Source organism: Rhodococcus aetherivorans (assembly GCF_011058165.1).
Taxonomy (GTDB): domain Bacteria; phylum Actinomycetota; class Actinomycetes; order Mycobacteriales; family Mycobacteriaceae; genus Rhodococcus; species Rhodococcus aetherivorans.
Genome location: NZ_JAALEG010000003.1, coordinates 19,492 through 39,153, shown reverse-complemented (window position 1 = coordinate 39,153; position 19,662 = coordinate 19,492). Strand labels below are relative to the sequence as shown.

The 19,662-nt window shown below is 71.7% G+C and carries 21 protein-coding genes, 2 tRNA genes and 1 other RNA gene; 16 read left to right on the top strand and 8 right to left on the bottom strand.

Annotated features, from left to right (window positions below; all coding sequences use genetic code 11):
- Positions 1 to 50: 50 nt before the first annotated feature.
- The 12 genes from smpB (at position 51) to G6039_RS01855 (ending at position 8,051) form a co-directional block, all read left to right on the top strand.
- Positions 51 to 524: an SsrA-binding protein SmpB gene (gene smpB, locus G6039_RS01910; RefSeq protein ID WP_006940611.1), complete on the top strand. Its 474-nt coding sequence runs from the start codon at positions 51 to 53 to the stop codon at positions 522 to 524.
- An 8-nt stretch (positions 525 to 532) separates the two neighbouring features.
- Entirely contained in the window at positions 533 to 1,375 is an 843-nt protein-coding gene (locus tag G6039_RS01905; protein WP_080688435.1) for a DMT family transporter, read from the top strand.
- A 101-nt stretch (positions 1,376 to 1,476) separates the two neighbouring features.
- Positions 1,477 to 1,845, top strand: a transfer-messenger RNA (tmRNA) gene (gene ssrA / locus G6039_RS01900).
- A gap of 68 nt (positions 1,846 to 1,913) precedes the next feature.
- Complete coding sequence (locus G6039_RS01895; protein ID WP_006940609.1) at positions 1,914 to 2,267, top strand: fluoride efflux transporter FluC; 354 nt, start codon at positions 1,914 to 1,916, stop codon at positions 2,265 to 2,267.
- Positions 2,264 to 2,608, top strand: coding sequence for a fluoride efflux transporter CrcB (gene crcB, locus G6039_RS01890; RefSeq protein ID WP_029544521.1), 345 nt, complete (start codon positions 2,264 to 2,266; stop codon positions 2,606 to 2,608). The genes G6039_RS01895 and crcB overlap by 4 nt, the downstream gene beginning before the upstream one ends.
- A gap of 78 nt (positions 2,609 to 2,686) precedes the next feature.
- Positions 2,687 to 4,321, top strand: a complete 1,635-nt coding sequence (pgm, locus tag G6039_RS01885; protein WP_029544519.1) for a phosphoglucomutase (alpha-D-glucose-1,6-bisphosphate-dependent) — start codon at positions 2,687 to 2,689, stop codon at positions 4,319 to 4,321.
- A gap of 61 nt (positions 4,322 to 4,382) precedes the next feature.
- Entirely contained in the window at positions 4,383 to 5,591 is a 1,209-nt protein-coding gene (locus G6039_RS01880; RefSeq protein WP_006940603.1) for an MFS transporter, read from the top strand.
- A 26-nt stretch (positions 5,592 to 5,617) separates the two neighbouring features.
- Positions 5,618 to 6,106: a MauE/DoxX family redox-associated membrane protein gene (locus G6039_RS01875; RefSeq protein ID WP_006940600.1), complete on the top strand. Its 489-nt coding sequence runs from the start codon at positions 5,618 to 5,620 to the stop codon at positions 6,104 to 6,106.
- A gap of 37 nt (positions 6,107 to 6,143) precedes the next feature.
- Positions 6,144 to 6,890, top strand: coding sequence for a DsbA family protein (locus tag G6039_RS01870; protein ID WP_006940599.1), 747 nt, complete (start codon positions 6,144 to 6,146; stop codon positions 6,888 to 6,890).
- A 140-nt stretch (positions 6,891 to 7,030) separates the two neighbouring features.
- A tRNA-Ala gene (locus G6039_RS01865) sits at positions 7,031 to 7,106 on the top strand.
- Positions 7,107 to 7,183: 77 nt separating this feature from the next.
- Positions 7,184 to 7,256: transfer RNA gene (locus G6039_RS01860), tRNA-Ala, on the top strand.
- A gap of 378 nt (positions 7,257 to 7,634) precedes the next feature.
- Complete coding sequence (locus G6039_RS01855; protein ID WP_029544516.1) at positions 7,635 to 8,051, top strand: DUF7144 family membrane protein; 417 nt, start codon at positions 7,635 to 7,637, stop codon at positions 8,049 to 8,051.
- Here G6039_RS01855 and G6039_RS01850 read toward each other — a convergent pair whose 3' ends face one another.
- The 6 genes from G6039_RS01850 to G6039_RS01825 are packed head-to-tail and all read right to left on the bottom strand — an operon-like array spanning position 8,052 to position 13,863.
- Positions 8,052 to 9,554, bottom strand: coding sequence for an AMP-dependent synthetase/ligase (locus G6039_RS01850; RefSeq protein ID WP_006940597.1), 1,503 nt, complete (start codon positions 9,552 to 9,554; stop codon positions 8,052 to 8,054).
- Positions 9,547 to 10,332: an IclR family transcriptional regulator gene (locus tag G6039_RS31170; RefSeq protein ID WP_006940596.1), complete on the bottom strand. Its 786-nt coding sequence runs from the start codon at positions 10,330 to 10,332 to the stop codon at positions 9,547 to 9,549. Before G6039_RS31170 ends, G6039_RS01850 begins: the two co-directional genes overlap by 8 nt.
- Positions 10,333 to 10,366: 34 nt before the next feature.
- On the bottom strand, positions 10,367 to 11,566 hold the full coding sequence (locus G6039_RS01840; protein ID WP_231385915.1) for a cytochrome P450: 1,200 nt from the start codon (positions 11,564 to 11,566) through the stop codon (positions 10,367 to 10,369).
- A 25-nt stretch (positions 11,567 to 11,591) separates the two neighbouring features.
- Complete coding sequence (locus G6039_RS01835) at positions 11,592 to 12,569, bottom strand: PDR/VanB family oxidoreductase (RefSeq protein ID WP_029544512.1); 978 nt, start codon at positions 12,567 to 12,569, stop codon at positions 11,592 to 11,594.
- A 10-nt stretch (positions 12,570 to 12,579) separates the two neighbouring features.
- A complete protein-coding gene (locus G6039_RS01830; RefSeq protein ID WP_006940590.1) occupies positions 12,580 to 12,798 on the bottom strand; it encodes a hypothetical protein in 219 nt (72 codons plus the stop codon).
- Positions 12,799 to 12,801: 3 nt separating this feature from the next.
- Entirely contained in the window at positions 12,802 to 13,863 is a 1,062-nt protein-coding gene (locus tag G6039_RS01825; RefSeq protein WP_006940588.1) for an aromatic ring-hydroxylating oxygenase subunit alpha, read from the bottom strand.
- Positions 13,864 to 14,081: 218 nt separating this feature from the next.
- On the opposite strand from G6039_RS01825, the gene G6039_RS01820 reads away from it, so the two are divergent.
- Complete coding sequence (locus tag G6039_RS01820; RefSeq protein ID WP_029544510.1) at positions 14,082 to 15,443, top strand: MFS transporter; 1,362 nt, start codon at positions 14,082 to 14,084, stop codon at positions 15,441 to 15,443.
- A gap of 44 nt (positions 15,444 to 15,487) precedes the next feature.
- On the top strand, positions 15,488 to 16,765 hold the full coding sequence (locus G6039_RS01815) for a LuxR C-terminal-related transcriptional regulator (RefSeq protein WP_006940585.1): 1,278 nt from the start codon (positions 15,488 to 15,490) through the stop codon (positions 16,763 to 16,765).
- On the opposite strand, the gene G6039_RS01810 is transcribed toward G6039_RS01815, so the two are convergent.
- Together G6039_RS01810 and G6039_RS01805 are read right to left on the bottom strand one after the other, a co-directional pair.
- Positions 16,749 to 17,297 (bottom strand): gluconokinase, encoded by a 549-nt coding sequence (locus tag G6039_RS01810; RefSeq protein WP_006940581.1) that lies wholly within the window; start codon positions 17,295 to 17,297, stop codon positions 16,749 to 16,751. The two genes, G6039_RS01815 and G6039_RS01810, sit on opposite strands and share 17 nt — an antisense overlap.
- Positions 17,298 to 17,348: 51 nt before the next feature.
- Positions 17,349 to 17,663: a WhiB family transcriptional regulator gene (locus G6039_RS01805; RefSeq protein ID WP_006940579.1), complete on the bottom strand. Its 315-nt coding sequence runs from the start codon at positions 17,661 to 17,663 to the stop codon at positions 17,349 to 17,351.
- 264 nt (positions 17,664 to 17,927) lie between these two features.
- Between G6039_RS01805 and G6039_RS01800 the strand changes: the two genes are divergently transcribed.
- Together G6039_RS01800 and G6039_RS01795 are read left to right on the top strand one after the other, a co-directional pair.
- Positions 17,928 to 19,013 (top strand): S-(hydroxymethyl)mycothiol dehydrogenase, encoded by a 1,086-nt coding sequence (locus tag G6039_RS01800; RefSeq protein WP_006940578.1) that lies wholly within the window; start codon positions 17,928 to 17,930, stop codon positions 19,011 to 19,013.
- Positions 19,010 to 19,636, top strand: a complete 627-nt coding sequence (locus G6039_RS01795) for an MBL fold metallo-hydrolase (protein ID WP_029544506.1) — start codon at positions 19,010 to 19,012, stop codon at positions 19,634 to 19,636. The genes G6039_RS01800 and G6039_RS01795 overlap by 4 nt, the downstream gene beginning before the upstream one ends.
- The last annotated feature ends 26 nt before the right edge of the window (positions 19,637 to 19,662 follow it).

Below are 19,662 nucleotides of genomic sequence, written 5' to 3'. Positions count from 1 at the left end.
ATGCTGTACACAGATCTGTCGGACGCATCGAGGACCGGAGGGGCCCGAAAGTGAAGGAAAAGGGCCGCAAGGTCATCGCCACGAATCGCAAGGCACGGCACAACTACACCATTCTCGACACGTACGAGGCCGGAGTCGCGCTCCTGGGCACCGAGGTCAAGAGCCTGCGCGAGGGCAAGGCGTCGCTCGTCGACGCGTTCGCCACCGTCGACGACGGCGAGGTGTGGCTGCGCGGGCTGCACATCCCCGAGTACGGGCACGGCACGTGGACCAACCACGCGCCCCGGCGCACCCGCAAGCTGCTGCTGCACCGCCGGGAGATCGACAACCTCGTCGGCAAGACCCGTGAGGGCAACCAGACCCTGGTCCCGCTGTCGATGTACTTCTCCGACGGCAAGGTGAAGGTCGAATTGGCGCTGGCCAAGGGCAAGCAGGACTACGACAAGCGGCAGGACCTGGCCCGTCGCACCGCCGAGCGCGAGGTGACCCGCGAGCTCGGCCGGCGGGTGAAGGGCATGCGCTGACGGCGATCGTGCTCGCCCTGGTGGCCGCGGTCGGCTACGGGGTGAGCGACTTCCTCGGCGGGGTCGCGTCCCGCCGGGTGGCGGCGCTGCGGTTCGTGATCGTCTCGTACCCGCTGTCGCTGCTGCTGGTGCTCGCCGTCGCGCCGCTCGTGGGCGGCGACCTCACCCCCGAGTCCCTCGGCTGGGGTGCGGCGGCCGGTGTCGCCGGCGGGCTCGCGATCTGGTGGTTCTATCTCGCGCTCGCCGCGGGCCCGATGTCGGTGGTGTCCCCGCTCACCGCCGTGCTCGTGGCCGGTATCCCGGTGCTCGTCGGGATCGCGACGGGGGAGCGGCCCGGACCGGTCGCCTACGCCGGCATCGCGATCGCCCTCGTCGCCGTCGTGCTGGTCAGTCGCGAATCGAAGGAAGGCGTCGCCGGGGACGAGCAACCCCGATTCACCGCGAACGTGGCGTGGCTGACCGTCGGCTCCGGAGTCGCGTTCGCGCTGATGTTCGTCGCGCTGCACCGCGTCCCCGCGGGCACCGGCCTGTGGCCCCTCGGCATGTCCCGGCTCACGGCGACACTCGTCGTGTGGGCGGTGGCCCTGGGCGTGCGGCAGATGATCCGGCCGCCGAGCCGGGTCTATCCGCACATCATCGCGGTCGCGGTGCTGGACGTGATCGCCAACGGTGCGCTGATGTTCGCCTTCCAGGGCGGCATGCTGTCGCTGGTGAGCGTCATCGGCGCGCTGTACCCGGCGGCGACCGTGCTGCTGGCGATGGTCGTGCTGGGCGAGCGCATCGGGCGGGGCCAGATGACCGGAATGGTGCTCGCCCTCACCGCCGTCGGCATGATCACCGCGGCCGCCTGAGGGCTGTGAGCCACGTCATTCGCATCACGGTGGAAATGGGAATGACGGAGGGGGGCCCGCGCGTTAGAGTGGGTAGTCCTGCGAAGGCCGCAGGTACGTACGGGGCTGAACGGTTTCGACTGCGTACGTTGAGCTAGGGGAAGCGTGTCGGTGCAGGCAAGAGACCACCGTAAGCGTCGCTGCAAACCAATAAGCGCCGAGTCTACTCAGCGCGAGTACGCCCTCGCTGCCTAAGCGAGTGCGTCTCTGTCAGACCGGGTGTGCTCCCGCCCCGGATCCTGGCATCGACTAGGGAGCTCCACCGTACGGCTCGGTCGCGGAGCCGGACGGGACAACAAACAGCGACTGGGATCGTCATCTCGGCTTGTTCGCGGGACCGGGAGATCCAAGTAGAGACATAGCGAACTGCACACGGAGAAGCCCTGGCGAGGCGGCGGAGGACCCGGGTTCGATTCCCGGCAGCTCCACCGGAAACGCGAAGGACCCCGGCCACCCGGCCGGGGTCCTTCGCATATGCCGGACCTCTACGGTTACCGGCATGGAGTACAAGCCGACGGCCGTCGTCGCCGCGGGCGGCGCGGTGGGCGCCGTCACCCGATACGCGCTGTCCGTGCAATTCCCCGGCATCTGGACGATCGCGGCGATCAACATCGCCGGTTCGCTGCTGCTCGGCGTCGTCGCAGCGATGCTCGGTCCCGACCGGCTGTGGCGCCTGTTCCTCGGCGTCGGTGTGCTCGGCGGCTTCACCACCTTCTCCACGTTCGCCGTCGACGCGGTCCGCCACCCCGCGACTGCCGTCGTCTATGTGGCCGTGACACTCGTGGGGGCACTCGCGGCGGCGCGCGCCGGCATGGCGGCCGGCGAGGCGTGGCGGCACCGGACGGCCCGATGACCGTCCTGCTCGTCGCCCTGGGCGGCGGTGCCGGAGCGGTCCTGCGCTATCTCGCGGGCCGGCACGTCCGCTCCTACCGCAGCGTCCCGGTGGCGACCCTGACCGTCAACCTCCTCGGTTGCCTGCTGCTCGGTGTGCTGTCCGGGGCCGCGCTCGCGCCCTCGACGTTCGCGCTGCTCGGCACGGGGTTCTGCGGGGGCCTGACCACCTACTCGACGTTCGCCGTCGAGACGGTCGGTCTCGTCCGGGTGCGCCGCCCGGTCACCGCGACGGTGTATGCGGCGGTGAGCGTGCTCGCCGGCACGGCCGCGGCCTGGGCCGGGTATGCCCTCACGTCCTGACCGACGGCGATCGGCGCGCGCCGGGCACGCCGGGCGGGCAAGATGAGCAGGGCAAGGTCGGGTGGACGAGGAGGTCACATGGCGCACGAACGAGCGGGACAACCGGCGGCGGCGGAGGATCTGGAGGACCTCGCGCACCTGGTCACCGCGTACTACACGGTGACGCCGGACCCGCAGGATCCGATGCAGCAGGTGGCCTTCGGCACCTCCGGTCACCGCGGTTCCAGCCTCGACGGCGCCTTCAACGAGCAGCACATCCTCGCCACCACCCAGGCGATCGTCGAGTACCGGGCGGCGCAGCAGATCACCGGTCCGCTGTTCCTCGGCCGCGACACCCACGCGTTGTCGGAGCCGGCGTGGACGAGCGCACTCGAGGTGCTCGCCGCCAACGGCGTCGACGTGGTGATCGACGCTCGCGACCGCTACACGCCGACCCCGGCCGTGAGCCACGCGATCCTGCGGCACAACGCCGGCGCTGGATCCGGTGCCCGCGCCGACGGCATCGTCGTCACCCCGTCGCACAATCCACCCCGCGACGGCGGCTTCAAGTACAACCCGCCGCACGGCGGGCCCGCCGACACCGATGCGACGTCGGCGATCGCGGCGCGCGCCAACGAACTGCTCGCCGCGGGGCTGAACGGGGTGCGCCGGGTGCCCGCCGTCCGGGCGCTCGCCGACGCCGGCCGGCACGATTTCCTCGCCGCCTACATCGACGACCTGCCGAACGTCGTGGATCTCGACGCCGTCCGCGACGCCGGGTTGCGCGTCGGCGCCGATCCGCTCGGCGGCGCCAGCGTCGACTACTGGGGCGAGATCGCCGAGCGGCACCGGCTGGACCTGACCGTCGTCAACCCGCTCGTCGACGCCACCTGGCGGTTCATGACCCTCGACACCGACGGCAGGATCCGGATGGACTGCTCGTCGCCCAACGCGATGGCGTCGCTGATCGGCGCCCGCGACCGCTACGACCTGGCGACCGGCAACGACGCCGACGCCGACCGGCACGGCATCGTCACCCCCGACGGGGGGCTGATGAACCCGAACCACTACCTCGCGGTCGCCATCGACTACCTGTACCGGCACCGGTCCGGATGGTCGGCCGAGGCGAAGGTCGGCAAGACCCTCGTGAGCTCGTCGATGATCGACCGCGTGGCCGCGGGCCTGGGCCGGGGTCTGCTCGAGGTGCCGGTGGGCTTCAAGTGGTTCGTTCCCGGCCTGCTCGACGGCAGCCTCGGCTTCGGTGGAGAGGAGAGCGCCGGCGCCTCCTTCCTGCGGCGCGACGGCTCGGTGTGGACCACCGACAAGGACGGCATCCTGCTGGCCCTGCTCGCGTCCGAGATCACCGCCGTGACCGGCACGACCCCCTCCCGGCGCTACGCCGAGCTCGCCGAGCGCTACGGCGACCCGTCGTACGCCCGGGTCGACGCGCCCGCGACGCGCGAGCAGAAGGCCGTCCTGGCGAAGCTCTCGCCCGACCAGGTCGACGCCACCGAACTCGCCGGCGAGCCGATCACCGCGACCCTCACCGCCGCGCCGGGCAACGGTGCCGCGCTCGGGGGCCTGAAGGTCACGACGGAGAACGCGTGGTTCGCGGCCCGGCCCTCCGGCACCGAGGACGTGTACAAGATCTACGCCGAATCGTTCCTCGGCCCGGAGCACCTCGCCCGCGTCCAGGACGCGGCGCGGGACCTGGTGTCCCACGTCCTCGGCTGAGCCCGCACCGGCGGGACGCGCCCGCCCTCCCGGTCGTGCGCGTCGCTAACATCAGGCCATCATGCGAACACGCGACGCCGCCCTGCCGCGGGAGATCTGGGTCCTGGTCAGCGCGGCCTTCGTCATCGCCCTCGGTTTCGGTCTCGTCGCACCCGCGCTGCCGCAGTTCGCGCGCAGCTTCGGGGTGGGGGTCACCGCGGCGTCCGTCGTCATCTCGGCGTTCGCGGCGATGCGCCTGCTGTTCGCCCCCGCGAGCGGAAACCTCGTGCAGCGGCTGGGGGAGCGGCCGGTGTACACCGCCGGTGTGCTCATCGTGGCGCTGTCCACCGGCGCCTGCGCCTTCGCGACGGACTACTGGCAGCTGCTGCTGTTCCGGGCGCTCGGCGGCATCGGCTCCACCATGTTCACCGTCTCGGCGCTCGGGTTGCTGATCCGCATCTCGCCGCCGAACGCGCGGGGCCGGGTGTCGGGGCTCTACGCGACGAGCTTCCTGCTCGGCAACATCGGTGGCCCCCTCGCCGGGGGCGCCCTGGTCGGGCTGGGCCTGCGGGCACCGTTCCTCATCTATGCGGTGGCGCTGCTCGTCGCGGCGGCGGTCGTGTTCGTGAGCCTGCGCCACTCCGCGCTTGCCGTGCCGGACTCCGGCGGCGCCATGCCGGTGATGCGGCTGCGGGAGGCTCTGCGGTCGCCGGTGTACCGGGCCGCGCTCGGGTCGAACTTCGCCAACGGCTGGGTCGTCTTCGGCGTGCGGGTGGCGATGGTGCCGCTGTTCGTCGTGGAGGTCCTCGGGCGCGACGCCGGCCTCGCCGGGGTGGCACTGACGGTGTTCGCCGTGGGCAATGCCCTGGTCCTGATGGTCTCCGGGCGGTTGTCCGACCGGTTCGGCCGCCGCCCGTTCGTCCTGCTGGGGCTGGTGGTGTGCGGGACCAGCACGATCGCGATGGGCCTCACCACGAACCTCGCGCTGTTCTTCGCGACGTCGCTGCTGGCCGGCGTCGGGTCCGGCCTGATGAACCCGGCCCAGCAGGCGTCCGTCGCCGACGTGGTCGGCAGCAGGGCGCGCGGGGGCCCGGTGCTGGCGACGTTCCAGATGACCGCGGATGTGGGGGCGGTGATCGGACCGGTCGCCGCCGGAATCCTGGCTCAGCAGGTGTCGTACGGGGCCGCCTTCGCCGTGACCGGCGCCGTCATGCTGCTCGTCGCCGTGCCCTGGGCGCTGGCGCCGCGGCCCGCCCGGAAACCTACAGTGACCGAAGCCACGGAGATCTGACCCCAGTCGTCGGTACTGTCGAAGGGGTGTGGATTCCCCTGTTCAGCCTGATCGCCCGGCTCGGTCTCGCTGCCGTGTGGCTGATCTCCGGATGGATCAAGTTCGCCGATCCGTCACAGACCGTCGTGGCCGTCCGCGCATACCAGTTGTTGCCCGAGGCGCTCGTACGGCCCGTTGCGGCCGGTCTGCCGATCCTCGAACTCGTGCTCGGCCTGCTGCTGCTGATCGGACTCGCGGTGCGCGCCGCAGCGGTCGTGGGCGCGGCTGCGCTGCTGACCTTGATCGCGGTGATCGCCTCGGTCTGGGCCCGCGGCCTGTCCATCGACTGCGGATGCTTCGGCGGCGGTGGAGCGGCGGACGTGAACGGCTGGGACTACGCCGGGGAGATCGCACGAGACCTCGGCTTCCTCGCCCTGGCCGGGTGGTTGACGGTGTTCCCGCGCAGTCCGTTCGCGCTCGGTCTCGGCTCACGGGCGAGGCTCTCAGCACGCACTCAGCCCGCGATGGCAGAGTGATCCCGCATCGATCCCCGAGCAGCGAAGGGCAGATTCCGTGAGCGCGAAGAAGGTCAAACCGGTCAAGTACACGCCGGAGCCGACGTCGAGCAAGTCCACCTTCATCCTCGGCGGCATCGCGGTCCTGGTCATCGCGGTGCTGGTCATCGGGGGGGTGTTGTGGCAGTCGAACCGGGGCAAGGCGCGCAACGAGGGCTACGGGACGGTGCAGAACACCGCGGTGCAGGTGGAGCTGCAGGACGACGGTGTCATCGTGCTCGGTCTTCCCGACGCCGCGACCACGATCGACCTGTTCGAGGATCCGCTGTGTCCGTACTGCGCCGAGCTCGAGCACAAGCACGGCCAGGAACTCGCGCAGGCGGTCGACGCCGGCGACGTCGCCGTGCGGTACCACATGCTCGCGTTCCTCGATCAGCTCTCCGCGAGCGGCGACTACTCGACCCGCGCGGTCGCGGCCGGCCAGTGCGTCGCGCAGACCGGTGATGCGACGGCGTTCTCCGCGTTCCACGCCGCGTTGCTCTCGCCGGAGAACCAGCCCGCCGAGCGGAGCGACAGCGACCTCACCAACGCCGAGCTGGCACAGATGGCGCGGGACGCCGGGGCGTCCGACGAGGCGGCGCAGTGCGTCGCCGACGGCGCGCGCGTCGAGCAGGCCGCCGTCGACGCGGAGGCGGGACGGCAGGCGCTCGCTGCGGCGGGCGCGTCCGGCACCCCCGCGGTGGTGCACAACGGCACGGTGATCGACGCCCTCGGCAACGACAACTGGGTGGCTGAACTCGGCTGAGGCGGCGGCGACGGTGGTCGGCCGTCCGATCACCGTCGCCCGCACCGTCGCCACTGACCAGGCGATTTGTTGTCGTCGACGGCGATGGTGTAATTTTCTTCTCGCACCGGGGAGTGAATCCCGGGTGACGATCCGAGTACGGGGCTATGGCGCAGCTGGTAGCGCACCACACTGGCAGTGTGGGGGTCAGGGGTTCGAGTCCCCTTAGCTCCACCATCACCGCGAGAGGCGAGAGTGAATGCTCTCGCCTCTCGTCGTGAGAGGCCACCGCGGGTGGCACGGTTGTTCTGCACGGGGCTATGGCGCAGCTGGTAGCGCACCACACTGGCAGTGTGGGGGTCAGGGGTTCGAGTCCCCTTAGCTCCACTCCCTCCGGCACTCTCCGGATCCTTCTCCCACCGCGGCGGCCCCCTTCTCCGGGCAATGCCGACATTTTTCACCCTCGGAACCTGCTCCACGCTCTCGTCCGGCGGCGCACACTGTGAGGGATCGCTTCGAAAACGGGAGAGGTGAGCTGTCGTGTCCGAAGGTTCGAGCGTTACCCCGGGTTCTCCAACCGGTGCGGGTGCCACGGCCGGTGCAGGTTCGACGGCCGGCACAGGTTCGAAGGCTGGTGCAGGTGCCACCGCCGGTGCAGGTTCCACGGCAGCGGCGGGTGCGTCCGCGCGCCACGGTGGTGGTGCCCACGAGGCCGGCGGCCCCGCCGCGGTCCGCCACGACAGTGGACCTGCAACGGGGTCCGGCCTGAAGCAGGGCTTCGCCGCGGGCACGTCGATCGCGGCCGGCATCCTGCTCGCGACGGTCGGCGTCCTGCAGGTTCTGCAGGGCATCGCCGCGATCGCCAAGGACGACATCATCGTGGTCGGCCAGGAGTACACCTTCTCCTGGAGCGTCTCGGCGTGGGGCTGGGTGCATCTGATCCTGGGCATCCTCGTGGCCGTGATCGGTCTCGCTCTCGTCACGGGAGCCACGTGGGCGCGCGTCGCCGCGATCGTCATCGCGGCGCTGTCGATCATCGCGAACTTCCTGTGGTTGCCCTACTACCCGGGATGGTCGCTCGCGATCATCGCGATCGACGTGGTGGTGATCTGGGCGGTGTCCACCTGGGACGCCGATCGCACCTGGGACGCCGGTCGCACCGAGCCGGGCTACCGCCCCTGATCAACCCTCGTACAGCCGGCGCACCACCTCGGCGCAGCGCGCGAGCACCCGCTCCCGCAGCGGGCGTCCGTGCGCGTCGACCTCCGTGGGCGGCAGCGGTGCGGGCAGCACGGTGAACCGGCGGATGCGTTCCCAGCGGCCGAGCTCCGCATTGAGCCGGGCGACGGCGGCCGCGGCCTCGGCCGGGGGGATCGCCCGGCCCGAGGTGGGGACCACCAGTCCTACGCAGTAGGGGCGGTGCTCGCCCACCACGACGAGGTCCGCGCCGGGCAACAGTGCCCGGAACCGGCGTGCGACGGCGACCGGCGCGACGTACTTGCCGGTGGAGGTCTTGAACACCTCCTTCTTGCGGGCGCGCAGGGTGACGAAACCGTCGTCGTCGACGACGGCGCGATCGCCGGTGTGGAACCACCCGTCGCGGTCGAGGACTGCGGCGGTGCGCTCGGCGTCGTCGTGGTATCCGGACATGACGGCGGGGCTGCGGACGAGCAGTTCCCCGTCGGCGGCGATGCGCACCTGCGTGCCGGGCAGCGGCCGGCCCATGGAACCGAGGCGCCGGCTGTCCGGGCGGTTGACGCAGCACGGACCCGCGGTCTCGGTGAGGCCGTATCCCTCGAGTGCCGGCACGCCGGCCCCTTCGAACCACTCGGCCAGCGGACGGTCGAGCCGCGCCGAGCCGGAGATCACGAACCGCAACCGGCCCAGATCCGCGGCACCGGACTCCACGCCGGCGCGGATCTTGCCCAGCACGTGGGGAACGGACCCGAGGAATGTCGGCCGGACCTCGCCGAGGCGCTGCACGACCCGATCGGCACGGCCGTCGACGATCGTCGGCACGCCCAGGTGCACGCCCACGAACAGCAGCGCACGTCCGAAGACGTGGGAGAGCGGCAGCCACAGCAGTTGCAGGTCCGAGGGCGTGAGCATGCCCAGGCGGGCCATGGCCCGGGCCTCGTAGGTGACGGCGGCGTGCGGCAGGCACGCGCCCTTGGCGGTGCCGTCGGAGGCGGAGGTGTAGATCAGGGTGGCCAGGTGGTCGGGCGTCACGCCCGCGATGCGGGCCGCGACCGCTCCGGGATCGGCGGCCAGGAGCCGTCGGCCCTCGGCCTCGAGTTCGCCGAGCCGGTCCAGGTGCAGCACCGGCGCGGTGGGCAGCGGCCGGTCGGTGAAGGTCAGCACGCTGCCCGAGTGCCGGAGCAGTGCCACCACCTCTGTCGGCGGGGTGGCGGGATAGACCGGCACGGTGACCGCCCCGGCGCACACGATCGCGAGGTCGGCGAGGATCCACTCGTAGCTGGTGGCGGCGCAGACGGCGACGTGCGCGCCCGGGCGAATTCCACGGCCGATCAACCCGGCGGCGAGGGCGGTGACCCGGCCGGCCACCTCGGTCCACGACACGCTCGTCCAGTCGTCGCCGCTGGGGTGCCGGAATGCCTCCGCGTGGGGCGTGCGGGCCACCCGGTCGAGCAGCAGCCGCGGCACGGTGCGGGCGGGTTCACCCATCGCTGCTCGTCAATCCGCCGGGCCGCAGGGAGCGGCCGATCGCGCGGGCCGCGGCGCGGACCAGTTGGGACAGTGCGGTGACCTGCGCGGTGTCCGCGGCGGCGACGATCGACAGCGCCGCGATGGCGACGCCGGGCCGCTCGAAGATGGGTGCGGCCACGGAGACCGCCTCCATCGTCACCTGCCGGTCGCTCACCGCGATCTCGGAGCGGCGTACCTCGGCCAGGACCCGGCGCAGCTCGGCGGGGGAGGTGAGGGTGCGTTCGGTGAACCGCTCCAGCGGCCGGGCCAGCACCTCCTCCTGAACGGAGCGCGGTGCGAACGCGAGCAGCACGAGTCCCAGGCCGGACGCGTGGATGGGAAAGGGGCTGCCGACCCGGGTGAGGGTCTTCACCGCCCGCTGACCGCGCAGGCGTTCGACGAACACCACCTCGGTCCCCTCACGCACACCGAGCTGCACGTTCTCCTGGGTGATCTGCGACAGGTCCTCCATCACGGGCAGCGCCAGCTCACGCAGCAGCGTGCCGCGCGGCGCGAGCGCCGCGACCTGCCACAGCCGGAGGCCGATGCTGAATCGGCCGGACGAGTCGCGTTCCAGCGCGCCCCACTCGGTGAGATCCCCGGCGAGCCGGTGCACCGTGGTGAGCGGCAGGCCGGTGCGCCGGGAAATCTCGCTCAGGGTCAGGTTGGGTTGCTCGCGCGTGAACGCCTCCAGGAGGGTGAGCGCGCGTACCGTGACGGAACCGGTGGCCGGGCGGGCGGCGCCGGTGGGGGTCACGGTGTGCTCACCCCTTCCTCGGGAACTGCTCCGGTCAGGCCGGTTCGACTCTGAGCGGAATGCTAGCCCAGCCCTTGAGCGTGTTGTTCGGTTGCGGCACCGGATCCCCGGCCGGTTCGATCCGCCGGATCCGCTGTGCCAGCGCGGTGAGCAGCACCTCGGCCTCGAGCCGCGCGATCGGCTGACCGACGCACTGGTGGATGCCCATGCCGAACGCGACGTGTCCGCCGGCGGAGCGGTGGATGTCGACGACGTGCGCATCGGGTCCCCATCGCCGTTCGTCGCGGTTGGCGGCGCCGAGGAACAGCAGGACCTTGCGGCCCTCGCCGATGGGGACGCCGGCCACCTCGGTGTCGGTGGGGGTGGTGCGGAAGAAGGTCTGCACGGGCGATTCCCAGCGCAGCGCCTCGTCGAACGCGAACTTCGCGAGCGCCGGCCGGGCGTGCAGCGCCTGCCACTGCCCGGGGAACCGCGTCATGGCGTAGACGGTGTTGGCGATGCCGTGAACGGTGGTGTCCACGCCGGCGGTGAGCAGGGATCGAACGAGCATAGGCGCCTGTTCGGCGGTGATGTCACCACGGTCGGCGGCCGCCCAGATCTGCGCGCCGAACCCGCCCGGCGCGAGATTCTCCCGCCGGCACGACTCCGCGACCCACTCCTGCGTCGGCCCGGACGCGGCGAGTGCCCTCTCCACGCGGTCGTTGCGGGGCCCGAAGGCGTTGAACGCCATGGCGCCGTACGGCAACAGATGCTCGCGGCCGTCCTCCCGGATCCCCACCGCGTCCGGGAACACCCGCAGGGGGAACACCTCGGCGAGATCGGTGACGGCGTCGAACTCACCGCGGGCCACGAGCGCGTCGGCCAGGGCGTCGGCCTCGGCCTCGAACCCGGCGCGTAGCGCGCGCACGGTGCGCGGCGAGACGACGGCCCCCATGGCCGCCCGCACCACCGTGTGGTCCGGCGGGTCGGCCTCGAGCAGCAGGCTCGGGGTACGCCACGGCGTCTCGTGGGCGAAGTCGGCGAGGCCGACCCCTCGTCCGGAGACGAAGGTGCGCCAGTCGGTGAGGCAGGCGTGGACCTCCTCGAACCTGCCCGTCGCGTACACGTCGTATCGGGGCAGGTACACCACCGGTCCGGCGGCGCGCAGCCGGGCGTGGAACTCGTACGGGTCGGCGAGGACGGCGTCGTCGAACGGGTCGTCGTCGAGGGTGGGCGGGTGCATTGCGACGGTCACGGCGGTCACCTCGGGATTCGGGCAGTCAGAGTTCGAGAACCAGGCGGGGGCAGGCGGCGCGGGACACGCAGATCAGCATGGTGTCGTGCGCGGCCTGTTCTTCGGGGGTCAGCAGGGAGTCGCGGTGGTCCACCGTGCCGGCGAGCACGGTGGTCTCGCAGGTGCCGCAGGTACCTTCGCGGCAGGACGAGAGCACCTGCACACCCGCGGCGGCGACGGCGTCCAGGACGCTCTCGTCGGGCGCGACGGTGACGGTGGTACCGCTCAGGGCCAGCTCCACCTCGAAGCCGTCCGAGCGCACCGGAGCGGACTGTTCCTTCGCGGCGAACCGTTCGATCCGCAGCGACCCGGCGGGCCGGTCGGCGCAGGCGGTGGTGACGGCGTCGAGCAGCCCGGCGGGGCCGCAGCAGTAGACGAGGGTGCCGGGACGCGGGTCCCCGAGCAGCGACGGCAGATCGAGCGGGCCCCGTTCGTCCTGCGGCACGAGGGTGACCCGGCCCGGGTAGCGGGTGACGAGGTCGTCGGCGAACGCCATCGAGGCGCGGCGGCGGCCGCCGTAGACGAGGGACCAGTCGGCGCCGGCCGCCTCGGCCGCGGCGATCATCGGCACTATCGGGGTGATCCCGATCCCGCCGGCGAGGAAGAGGTAGCGCGGCGCCGGGGCGAGGTCGAAGTTGTTGCGGGGTCCGTGAACGCGGACGCGGTCACCGACGGCGAGTTTGTCGTGCACGTACTGCGAGCCGCCGCGGCCGTCGGCCTCGCGCAGGACGGCGATGCGCCACGTCCCGGTGTCGGCCGGGTCGCCGCACAGCGAGTACTGACGGACGAGGTCCTCGTCGAGCACGAGATCGATGTGCGCGCCGGGACTCCACGGCGGCAGGGGCCCGCCGTCCGGGTGCCGCAGGCACAGCGCGACGACGCCGTCCGCGGGTTCCGTCCGCTCGACGATTTCGAGGTCGGTGCCGAATTCGTTTGCCGGGGAGTTGTTTTCCGGAAATGTCATGGTCGGGTCCTTACGCGTGAGCGACTTCGCGGGTCGGTTCGGGCGGCCGGGGGAGGGCGTCGGCGTGGCCGACGGGATGAGCGAGCAGCCAGTCCCACAGCGTGACGGGATCCTCGGCGACGTGCCGGGCACCGCAATGGCACGTTCCCTCGAGGCGGTCGGAGCCGGGCAGCCACACGACGCGCATCACGTTGGGCCCGCGCAGCATCCGGTTCGGTTGCGAGGACATCGGTTACCTCGTCTCGGCGAGGGTGCCGCCCGCCGTCATCGCCTGCAGGATCCGCCGCGCGGCCAGAGCGCCGGCGTCGATGTTGATGCTCAGTTCCTGGTACCCCTCTGGTTCGGTGGCGAGCACCTGTTCGAGCCGGTCGAGCGCGACGACGTCCTGCAGCACGACGGTGCGGTTGTTCTCGCGCAGGAACTCGGTGACCTTCTCGTCCTCGAGCGCAAAATCCCTTGCCACCGACCAGAAATCGTGAGTGGAGTGTTCGGTCTCCGGGGTGATCGCGTAGACCACCTCGACGTGGAACGCGTCGCTGTCGGGTCCGGTCTCGGGCGGCAGCACGCCGACGGGCGCGATCCGGCTGTGCAGCAGGTACAGGCACGGCGGGTGGTACTCGATGTCCTGCCACCGGGTGATGCGGCCCTCGAGGCCGGTCGATTCGGCGTAGAAGGGCGGGCATTCCGCGTCGGCGATGTGCCGGGAGACGTAGACGATCCCGGCCTCGTCGTCGACCTCGGTGGTGATGGGGGTCTCGGCCACCTCGGGGGTGCCGATGTAGCCGCCGTGCAGGTACGTCTCGTGGGAGAGGTCCATCAGGTTGTCGACGAGCAGGCTGTAGCGCGCCCGCAGCGGCTCCATGCCCGAGGCCACGGCGTAGCCGGGCGCGTCGAGCCACGGCGCCCGGGGGATGCGGGTCGGATCGGGCTCGGCCGGACGGTCCGGGTCGGCGATCCAGATCCACACGAACGAGTCCTGCTCGACCACCGGGTACGACTTCAGTCGCGCGGTGCGGGGCACCCGCTTCTGGCCCGGCACGGCCACGCAGCCGCCGTCGGACCCGTAGGTGAAGCCGTGGTAGCCGCATACGACCGTGTCGCCCGCGAGGCGGCTCGGCGCCTGCGAGAGCGGGAAGCGGCGGTGCACGCACCGGTCCGACATTGCGGTGACCTCACCGGATTCGGTGCGCCAGAACAGGATCGGCTCGTCGCAGATGGTCCGGGCGAACAGTTCCCGGTCGATCTCGCGGCCGTAGGCGGCCACATACCACTGGTTCCGGGCGATCTTCGTCATGGTTGTCTCGTCTCCACGGGGATGGTTCCGGTCCGAGCGACCGGCGGATGCCTCCACCGTGACGGGCGGCACGTGACGGGCGCCACCCGACTTCCGGATGGCGGAAAGTCGGGCGGCGCCCTTCCGGTATCCGGAAGGAGGGTGGATTCGTTGTGATCCGATCCATCACGCTCCTCGCAGGTGACTCGCCTCACATCCTTCGAACAGGGGCCCGATACATGGCAATCGATCTACGTGAACGCATCGACACCAGCCCGATGACGCGCTTCCAATGGGGCGCGGTGGCGATCTGCGTGCTGCTCAACGTCCTCGACGGCTTCGACGTGCTCGTCATGGCCTTCACCGCCCAGTCGGTGTCCCAGGAGTGGGGCCTGTCCGGTTCGGCGCTCGGCCTGCTGCTCAGCGCAGGCCTGTTCGGCATGGCCGCGGGCTCGCTGTTCCTCGCGCCGTGGGCCGACACGATCGGCCGCCGCGGCATGATCCTGCTCTGCCTGGGGATCGCGTCGATCGGCATGCTTGCCTCCGCGGTCAGCCAGAGCGCCCTGCAGCTGGGGCTGCTGCGCGCCCTCACCGGCGTCGGCATCGGGGGAATCCTCGCCAGCAGCAACGTCATCGCCAGCGAGTACGCCTCCAACCGGTGGCGCGCGCTGGCGGTGAGCCTGAACTCCACCGGCTACGCCGTCGGCGCCACCGTCGGCGGCATCATCGCCGTCGTGCTGCAGAACTCCTACGGATGGCGATCCGTCTTCCTGTTCGGCGGCGTCTGCACCGCGGTGATCATCCCGGTCGTGTACCTCCGCCTGCCCGAATCCCTCGACTTCCTGCTCGCCCGGCGGCCCGCCCACGCCCTCGCCCGCATCAACGCGTTCGCGGTCCGCGCCGGGCACCAGCCGCTCGCCGCGCTGCCCGCGCCGCGACAGGCCGACGATTCCGGGCCGCGGTCCGGCGTCAGGGTCGGCAGCCTCCTCGCACCGCGGCAGCGTCGCTCGACGGTGCTCGTCTGGGCCGCGTTCTTCCTGACCATGTTCGCCTTCTACTTCGTGACGAGCTGGACGCCGAAGCTGCTCGTCGAAGCGGGCCTGTCGGCCGACCAGGGCATCACCGGGGGCGTGCTGCTGAACCTCGGCGGCATCTTCGGCGCAACGCTGCTCGGCGCGCTGTCCGCGCGATTCGCGCTGAAGCGGGTCCTGGCGTCGTACATGGTGATCGCCGGCGCTCTGCTCGTGGTCTTCGTCCCCGCCACCGTCGCGGTGGTCGTCGCGTTCGCCCTCGGCGCCCTCATCGGCGTGTTCGTCAACGGGTGCATCGCGGGCCTGTACGCGATCACGCCCTCGGTGTATGCGCCGTCGGTGCGGGCGACCGGCGTCGGCTGGGGCATCGGCGTCGGCCGGCTCGGGGCCATCGCCTCGCCGATCGTCGCCGGTGCGCTGCTCGACCTGCACTGGTCGCCCACCCAGCTCTACCTGCTCGTCGCCGGCGCCCTCGTGCTCGCCGCCGTCGCCGTGGGACGGCTGCGGTTCGAGGCGCACACCGCCGACGCCCGGTCCGCCGACACACCCGCCTCGGTGGCCACACACTGATCGGCGGGGCCGGTCGCCGGGCTGCGCGCGCTATCGTGACCGGAGTGAACACCCCGATCCCGGCCCCCGACACGCTGATCACGAATCTGCGGGACGTACTGGTCGGGCCGCTCACCGAGATCGGCCAGCGCTTCTCGGCGCTGCTCACCGACCTGGTCCCGCACACCGCCCTGGTGATCTTCACGCGGGAATGCACCGGCCGGCCCCGCAAGGTGGCCGGCGACCCGGCGATCGTCGACCGCGTGACCATCGCCGAACTCGACCGCGTCCGAAGCGAACTCGCGACCGGGCAGATCCGTCGCGGCCCGGCCCGGATCGCGGGCCGGGACCGCGACGTGTGGGCGATCCTCGACGCCACCGACACGCTGCTCGTGCTCGTCCCGGGCGGTGCCCGCACCGGCTCGATTCCCCTCGAGCTGGTCCGGGCCCTGTTCGCTGTGGTGGCCACCGGCATCCAGCTGCAGGTCCGCAACGCCAGCCCGGCGTACCTCGCCGAATCCCGCGCCGCCTCCTCCGAACGCGCACGGACCGTTGCCGAGCTCACCGAGGCCCATGCGATGACGCTCGAGTCGATCCTCGCGACGCTGCGGTCGAGGGACCTCGACGACACCCGGGCCCGCATCACCGCACGCGAAACCGCCACCAATGCCCTCATCGGGCTGCGCTCGGCCGTCGACCGGCACCGCGAACTCGCCGAGGAGGCGGTGACCACCGCCTTCGCTAGGCTGCACGGTGAACTGCGCGGTCTGCTCCGGCACCGCGAGGTGGTCCTCGAGATGGTCGCCCCGCCGGTGGACGGGCGGGCGCTGCCGGGCGAGGTCGCGCATGCGGCCCGGGCCCTCGCCCGCGGCGCGGTCCTCGCGATGTCCGCGCAGGCGAACCTCGGCCGCGTCCGGGTCGCCTGGAACTGCGACGGAACCGACCTGCTGATCGACATCCGGGACGACGGTGACGGCGAGGCCGACGCCGCCGACCTCGCGCGGCAGCTACGGGACCGGGCCGAAACCCTCGGCGGCACCGTGGAGGCCGAGTCCACGCCCGGCTGGGGCTGCCGGGTCGCGGCCCGGCTACCGCTCGACATGCCCGCACCCGTGGCCGGCAGCCCCGCACTCGAGGCGCTGGCGGTCCTCGCGCCACGCGAGGTGGAGGTGCTCGAGCACCTCGTCGCGGGCCGGCGGAACCGGGTGATCGCCGAGCGGCTCGGTGTCAGCGAGTCGACGGTCAAGTTCCACGTGGCCTCGGTGCTCCGCAAGCTCGGGGTGAGCACCCGCGGCGAGGCGGCCGCGCTCGGCGCCGAGGCGGGGATCAAGGCCGCGGGCTGACGTCCGTCCCGCGCGTCCACTCGGCCGCCCGCGCCACGATCTCGGCGGCGACGTCGGCGGGCTCGGCGTCGATGCCGACGACGATCGCCGCCTCGTCGGGTTCGAGCGGCTCGAACGTGTCGAACTGCGAGTCCAGCAGGTCGGCCGGCATGTAGTGGCCGCGCCGCGTGCGGAGCCGTTCCCGGATCTGCTCGCGCGTGCCCGCCAGGTGCACGAAGACCACGTTCTCGCCGGCGAGGTCGTCCCGGTAGCGGCGGCGCAGCGCCGAGCACGTCACCACCCCCGGCCTGCCCCGGCCGGTGTGGTCCCGGATCCACGCGCCGACCGCCGCGAGCCACGGCGCCCGGTCCGCGTCGCTGAGCGGCCGGCCGGCGGCCATCTTCTCCACGTTGGCACGCGGATGCAGGTCGTCGCCCTCGAGCAGGTCCCATCCGGTGGCCTCGGCGACGAGTGCCGCGACGGTCGATTTGCCGGAGCCGGACACCCCCATGACGACGAGAATCGGCGGGCCGGGGTGGCCGGGTGAGTCCATTCGTGCCTCCCTGGTGGCGCCTGCGTCGCGTCGCGGCGCAGGCGGGTCGCGTCAGCGCCCCAGCATGCCCCACCGGGCCGACCGATCCACGGCGGCGCGGCACGAGCGGCGCTCGGACTCCGACATGCCACCCCAGATGCCGTACGGCTCACCGACTTCCAGTGCGTGGGTGCGGCAGCGCTCGAGAACCGGACACCGGGCGCAGACGAGCTTGGCGCGGTACTCGCGCAGTTCGCGTGCGCGGCCACGTTCCCCCTCGGGATGGAAGAAGGCCGACGACTCGTGGCCCCGGCACGCCGCGTGCAGCTGCCAGTCCCAGCTTTCGCTGCGGGGGTGGGGGAGGGTCACCGTGTTGGCGATCGACATTGCACTCCTCGGGCCTGCGAGGGGTCGCCTCGCCTGGACGCTGCGCCCTGTGAGGGCGGTCATACCGAAGCTTAGCCGGACTTCCGTACTCGATCAACGACACTTCGGCATTTCGGGGTCGAAAGTGGGGGACTGGTCTTTCGGTCAGGTCGATCCACTCCTTCGATCAGGTACCGGGGTGCCGCGCCGCCGATAGCGTGTGCGCATACCGCGATACGTCGCCGACGTCGCGCGAGCACCGCACGAGAAGAAGGAGACACCGTCATGCCACAGCAGGTCCGGGGCGTCGTCGCCCGCGCGAAGGGCGCTCCCGTCGAGGTCGTGCCGATCGTCATCCCCGACCCGGGGCCGGGGGAGGTCGTCGTCGCGATCGCCGCGTGCGGCGTGTGCCACACCGACCTGCACTACCGGGAGGGCGGCATCAACGACGAGTTCCCGTTCCTGCTCGGGCACGAGGCCGCCGGTGTCGTCGAGTCCGTCGGTGCGGGCGTCGACTCGGTCGCCGTCGGGGACTTCGTCGTCCTCAACTGGCGGGCCGTGTGCGGGCAGTGCCGCGCCTGCAAGCGCGGCCGCCCGCAGTACTGCTTCGACACCCACAACGCCACGCAGAAGATGACCCTCGAGGACGGCACCGAGCTGACCCCGGCCCTGGGCATCGGCGCGTTCGCCGACAAGACCCTCGTGCACGCAGGGCAGTGCACCAAGGTCGACCCCAGCGCCGACCCGGCCGTCGTCGGCCTGCTCGGCTGCGGGGTGATGGCAGGCCTCGGTGCCGCGGTGAACACCGGCGGGGTGACCCGCGGCGACTCCGTCGCGGTGATCGGCTGCGGCGGCGTGGGCGACGCCGCGATCATGGGCGCCCGCCTCGCCGGCGCCAACAAGATCATCGCGGTCGACCGGGACCCGAGGAAGCTCGAGTGGGCCACCGACCTCGGGGCTACCCACACCATCAACGGGGCCGAGGTCGACGCGGTCGAGGCGATCCAGGAGCTGACCGGCGGCTTCGGCGCCGACGTGGTCATCGACGCGGTCGGCCGCCCGGAGACGTGGAAGCAGGCGTTCTACGCCCGCGACCTGGCCGGCACCGTCGTCCTCGTCGGGGTGCCCACCCCGGAGATGACCCTCGAGATGCCGCTGATCGACTTCTTCTCCCGCGGCGGGTCCCTCAAGTCGTCCTGGTACGGCGACTGCCTGCCCGAGCGGGACTTCCCCATGCTCGTCGACCTCTACCAGCAGGGCCGGCTGCCGCTCGAGAAGTTCGTCACCGAGCGCATCGCCCTCGACCAGGTGGAGAAGGCGTTCGAGACCATGCACCGCGGCGAGGTGCTGCGCTCGGTGGTGGTCCTGTGACTCTGCGTATCGATCGGGTCGTCACCCACGGCACCTTCGCCCTCGACGGCGGCGAGTGGGAGGTCGACAACAACATCTGGCTCGTCGGCGACGACGACGAGGTGGTCGTGATCGATGCCGCGCACACCGCGCAGCCGATCATCGACGCCGTCGGTGGCCGGAAGGTGGTGGCGATCGTGTGCACGCACGGGCACAACGACCACGTCACCGTCGCCCCCGAGCTGGCCGACAAGCTCGACGCCCCGATCCTGCTCAACCCCGCCGACGACGTGCTGTGGGAGATGACCCACCCCGGTGTCGCGCACCGGCCGCTCGCGGACGGGGATCGGATCACGGTGGCGGGCACCGACATCCAGGTCATCCACACCCCCGGGCACTCGCCCGGCTCGACGTGCCTGTACCTGCCGGAGGCGGGCGAGCTGTTCACCGGCGACACCCTGTTCTCCGGCGGTCCCGGTGCGACGGGACGCTCGTACTCGGACTTCCCGACCATCATCGGCTCGATCCGCGACAAGCTGTTCGCCCTGCCCGCCGAGACGAAGGTGCACACCGGTCACGGCGACGGCACGACGATCGGCACCGAGTCCCCGCATCTCGAGGAATGGATCCGCCGGGGCAACTGACGAGGCCCGTGGTGCGTCCCGTCCCG

Coding starts and splice junctions, on each gene's coding strand:
- G6039_RS01820 (WP_029544510.1), top strand. CDS start 14,082: ATGGCAATCGATCTACGTGAACGCATCGACACCAGCCCGATGACGCGC.
- G6039_RS01810 (WP_006940581.1), bottom strand. CDS start 17,297: ATGGACTCACCCGGCCACCCCGGCCCGCCGATTCTCGTCGTCATGGGG.
- pgm (WP_029544519.1), top strand. CDS start 2,687: ATGGCGCACGAACGAGCGGGACAACCGGCGGCGGCGGAGGATCTGGAG.
- G6039_RS01880 (WP_006940603.1), top strand. CDS start 4,383: ATGCGAACACGCGACGCCGCCCTGCCGCGGGAGATCTGGGTCCTGGTC.
- G6039_RS01895 (WP_006940609.1), top strand. CDS start 1,914: ATGGAGTACAAGCCGACGGCCGTCGTCGCCGCGGGCGGCGCGGTGGGC.
- G6039_RS01835 (WP_029544512.1), bottom strand. CDS start 12,569: ATGACATTTCCGGAAAACAACTCCCCGGCAAACGAATTCGGCACCGAC.
- G6039_RS01830 (WP_006940590.1), bottom strand. CDS start 12,798: ATGTCCTCGCAACCGAACCGGATGCTGCGCGGGCCCAACGTGATGCGC.
- crcB (WP_029544521.1), top strand. CDS start 2,264: ATGACCGTCCTGCTCGTCGCCCTGGGCGGCGGTGCCGGAGCGGTCCTG.
- G6039_RS01805 (WP_006940579.1), bottom strand. CDS start 17,663: ATGTCGATCGCCAACACGGTGACCCTCCCCCACCCCCGCAGCGAAAGC.
- G6039_RS01825 (WP_006940588.1), bottom strand. CDS start 13,863: ATGACGAAGATCGCCCGGAACCAGTGGTATGTGGCCGCCTACGGCCGC.
- G6039_RS01850 (WP_006940597.1), bottom strand. CDS start 9,554: ATGGGTGAACCCGCCCGCACCGTGCCGCGGCTGCTGCTCGACCGGGTG.
- G6039_RS01800 (WP_006940578.1), top strand. CDS start 17,928: ATGCCACAGCAGGTCCGGGGCGTCGTCGCCCGCGCGAAGGGCGCTCCC.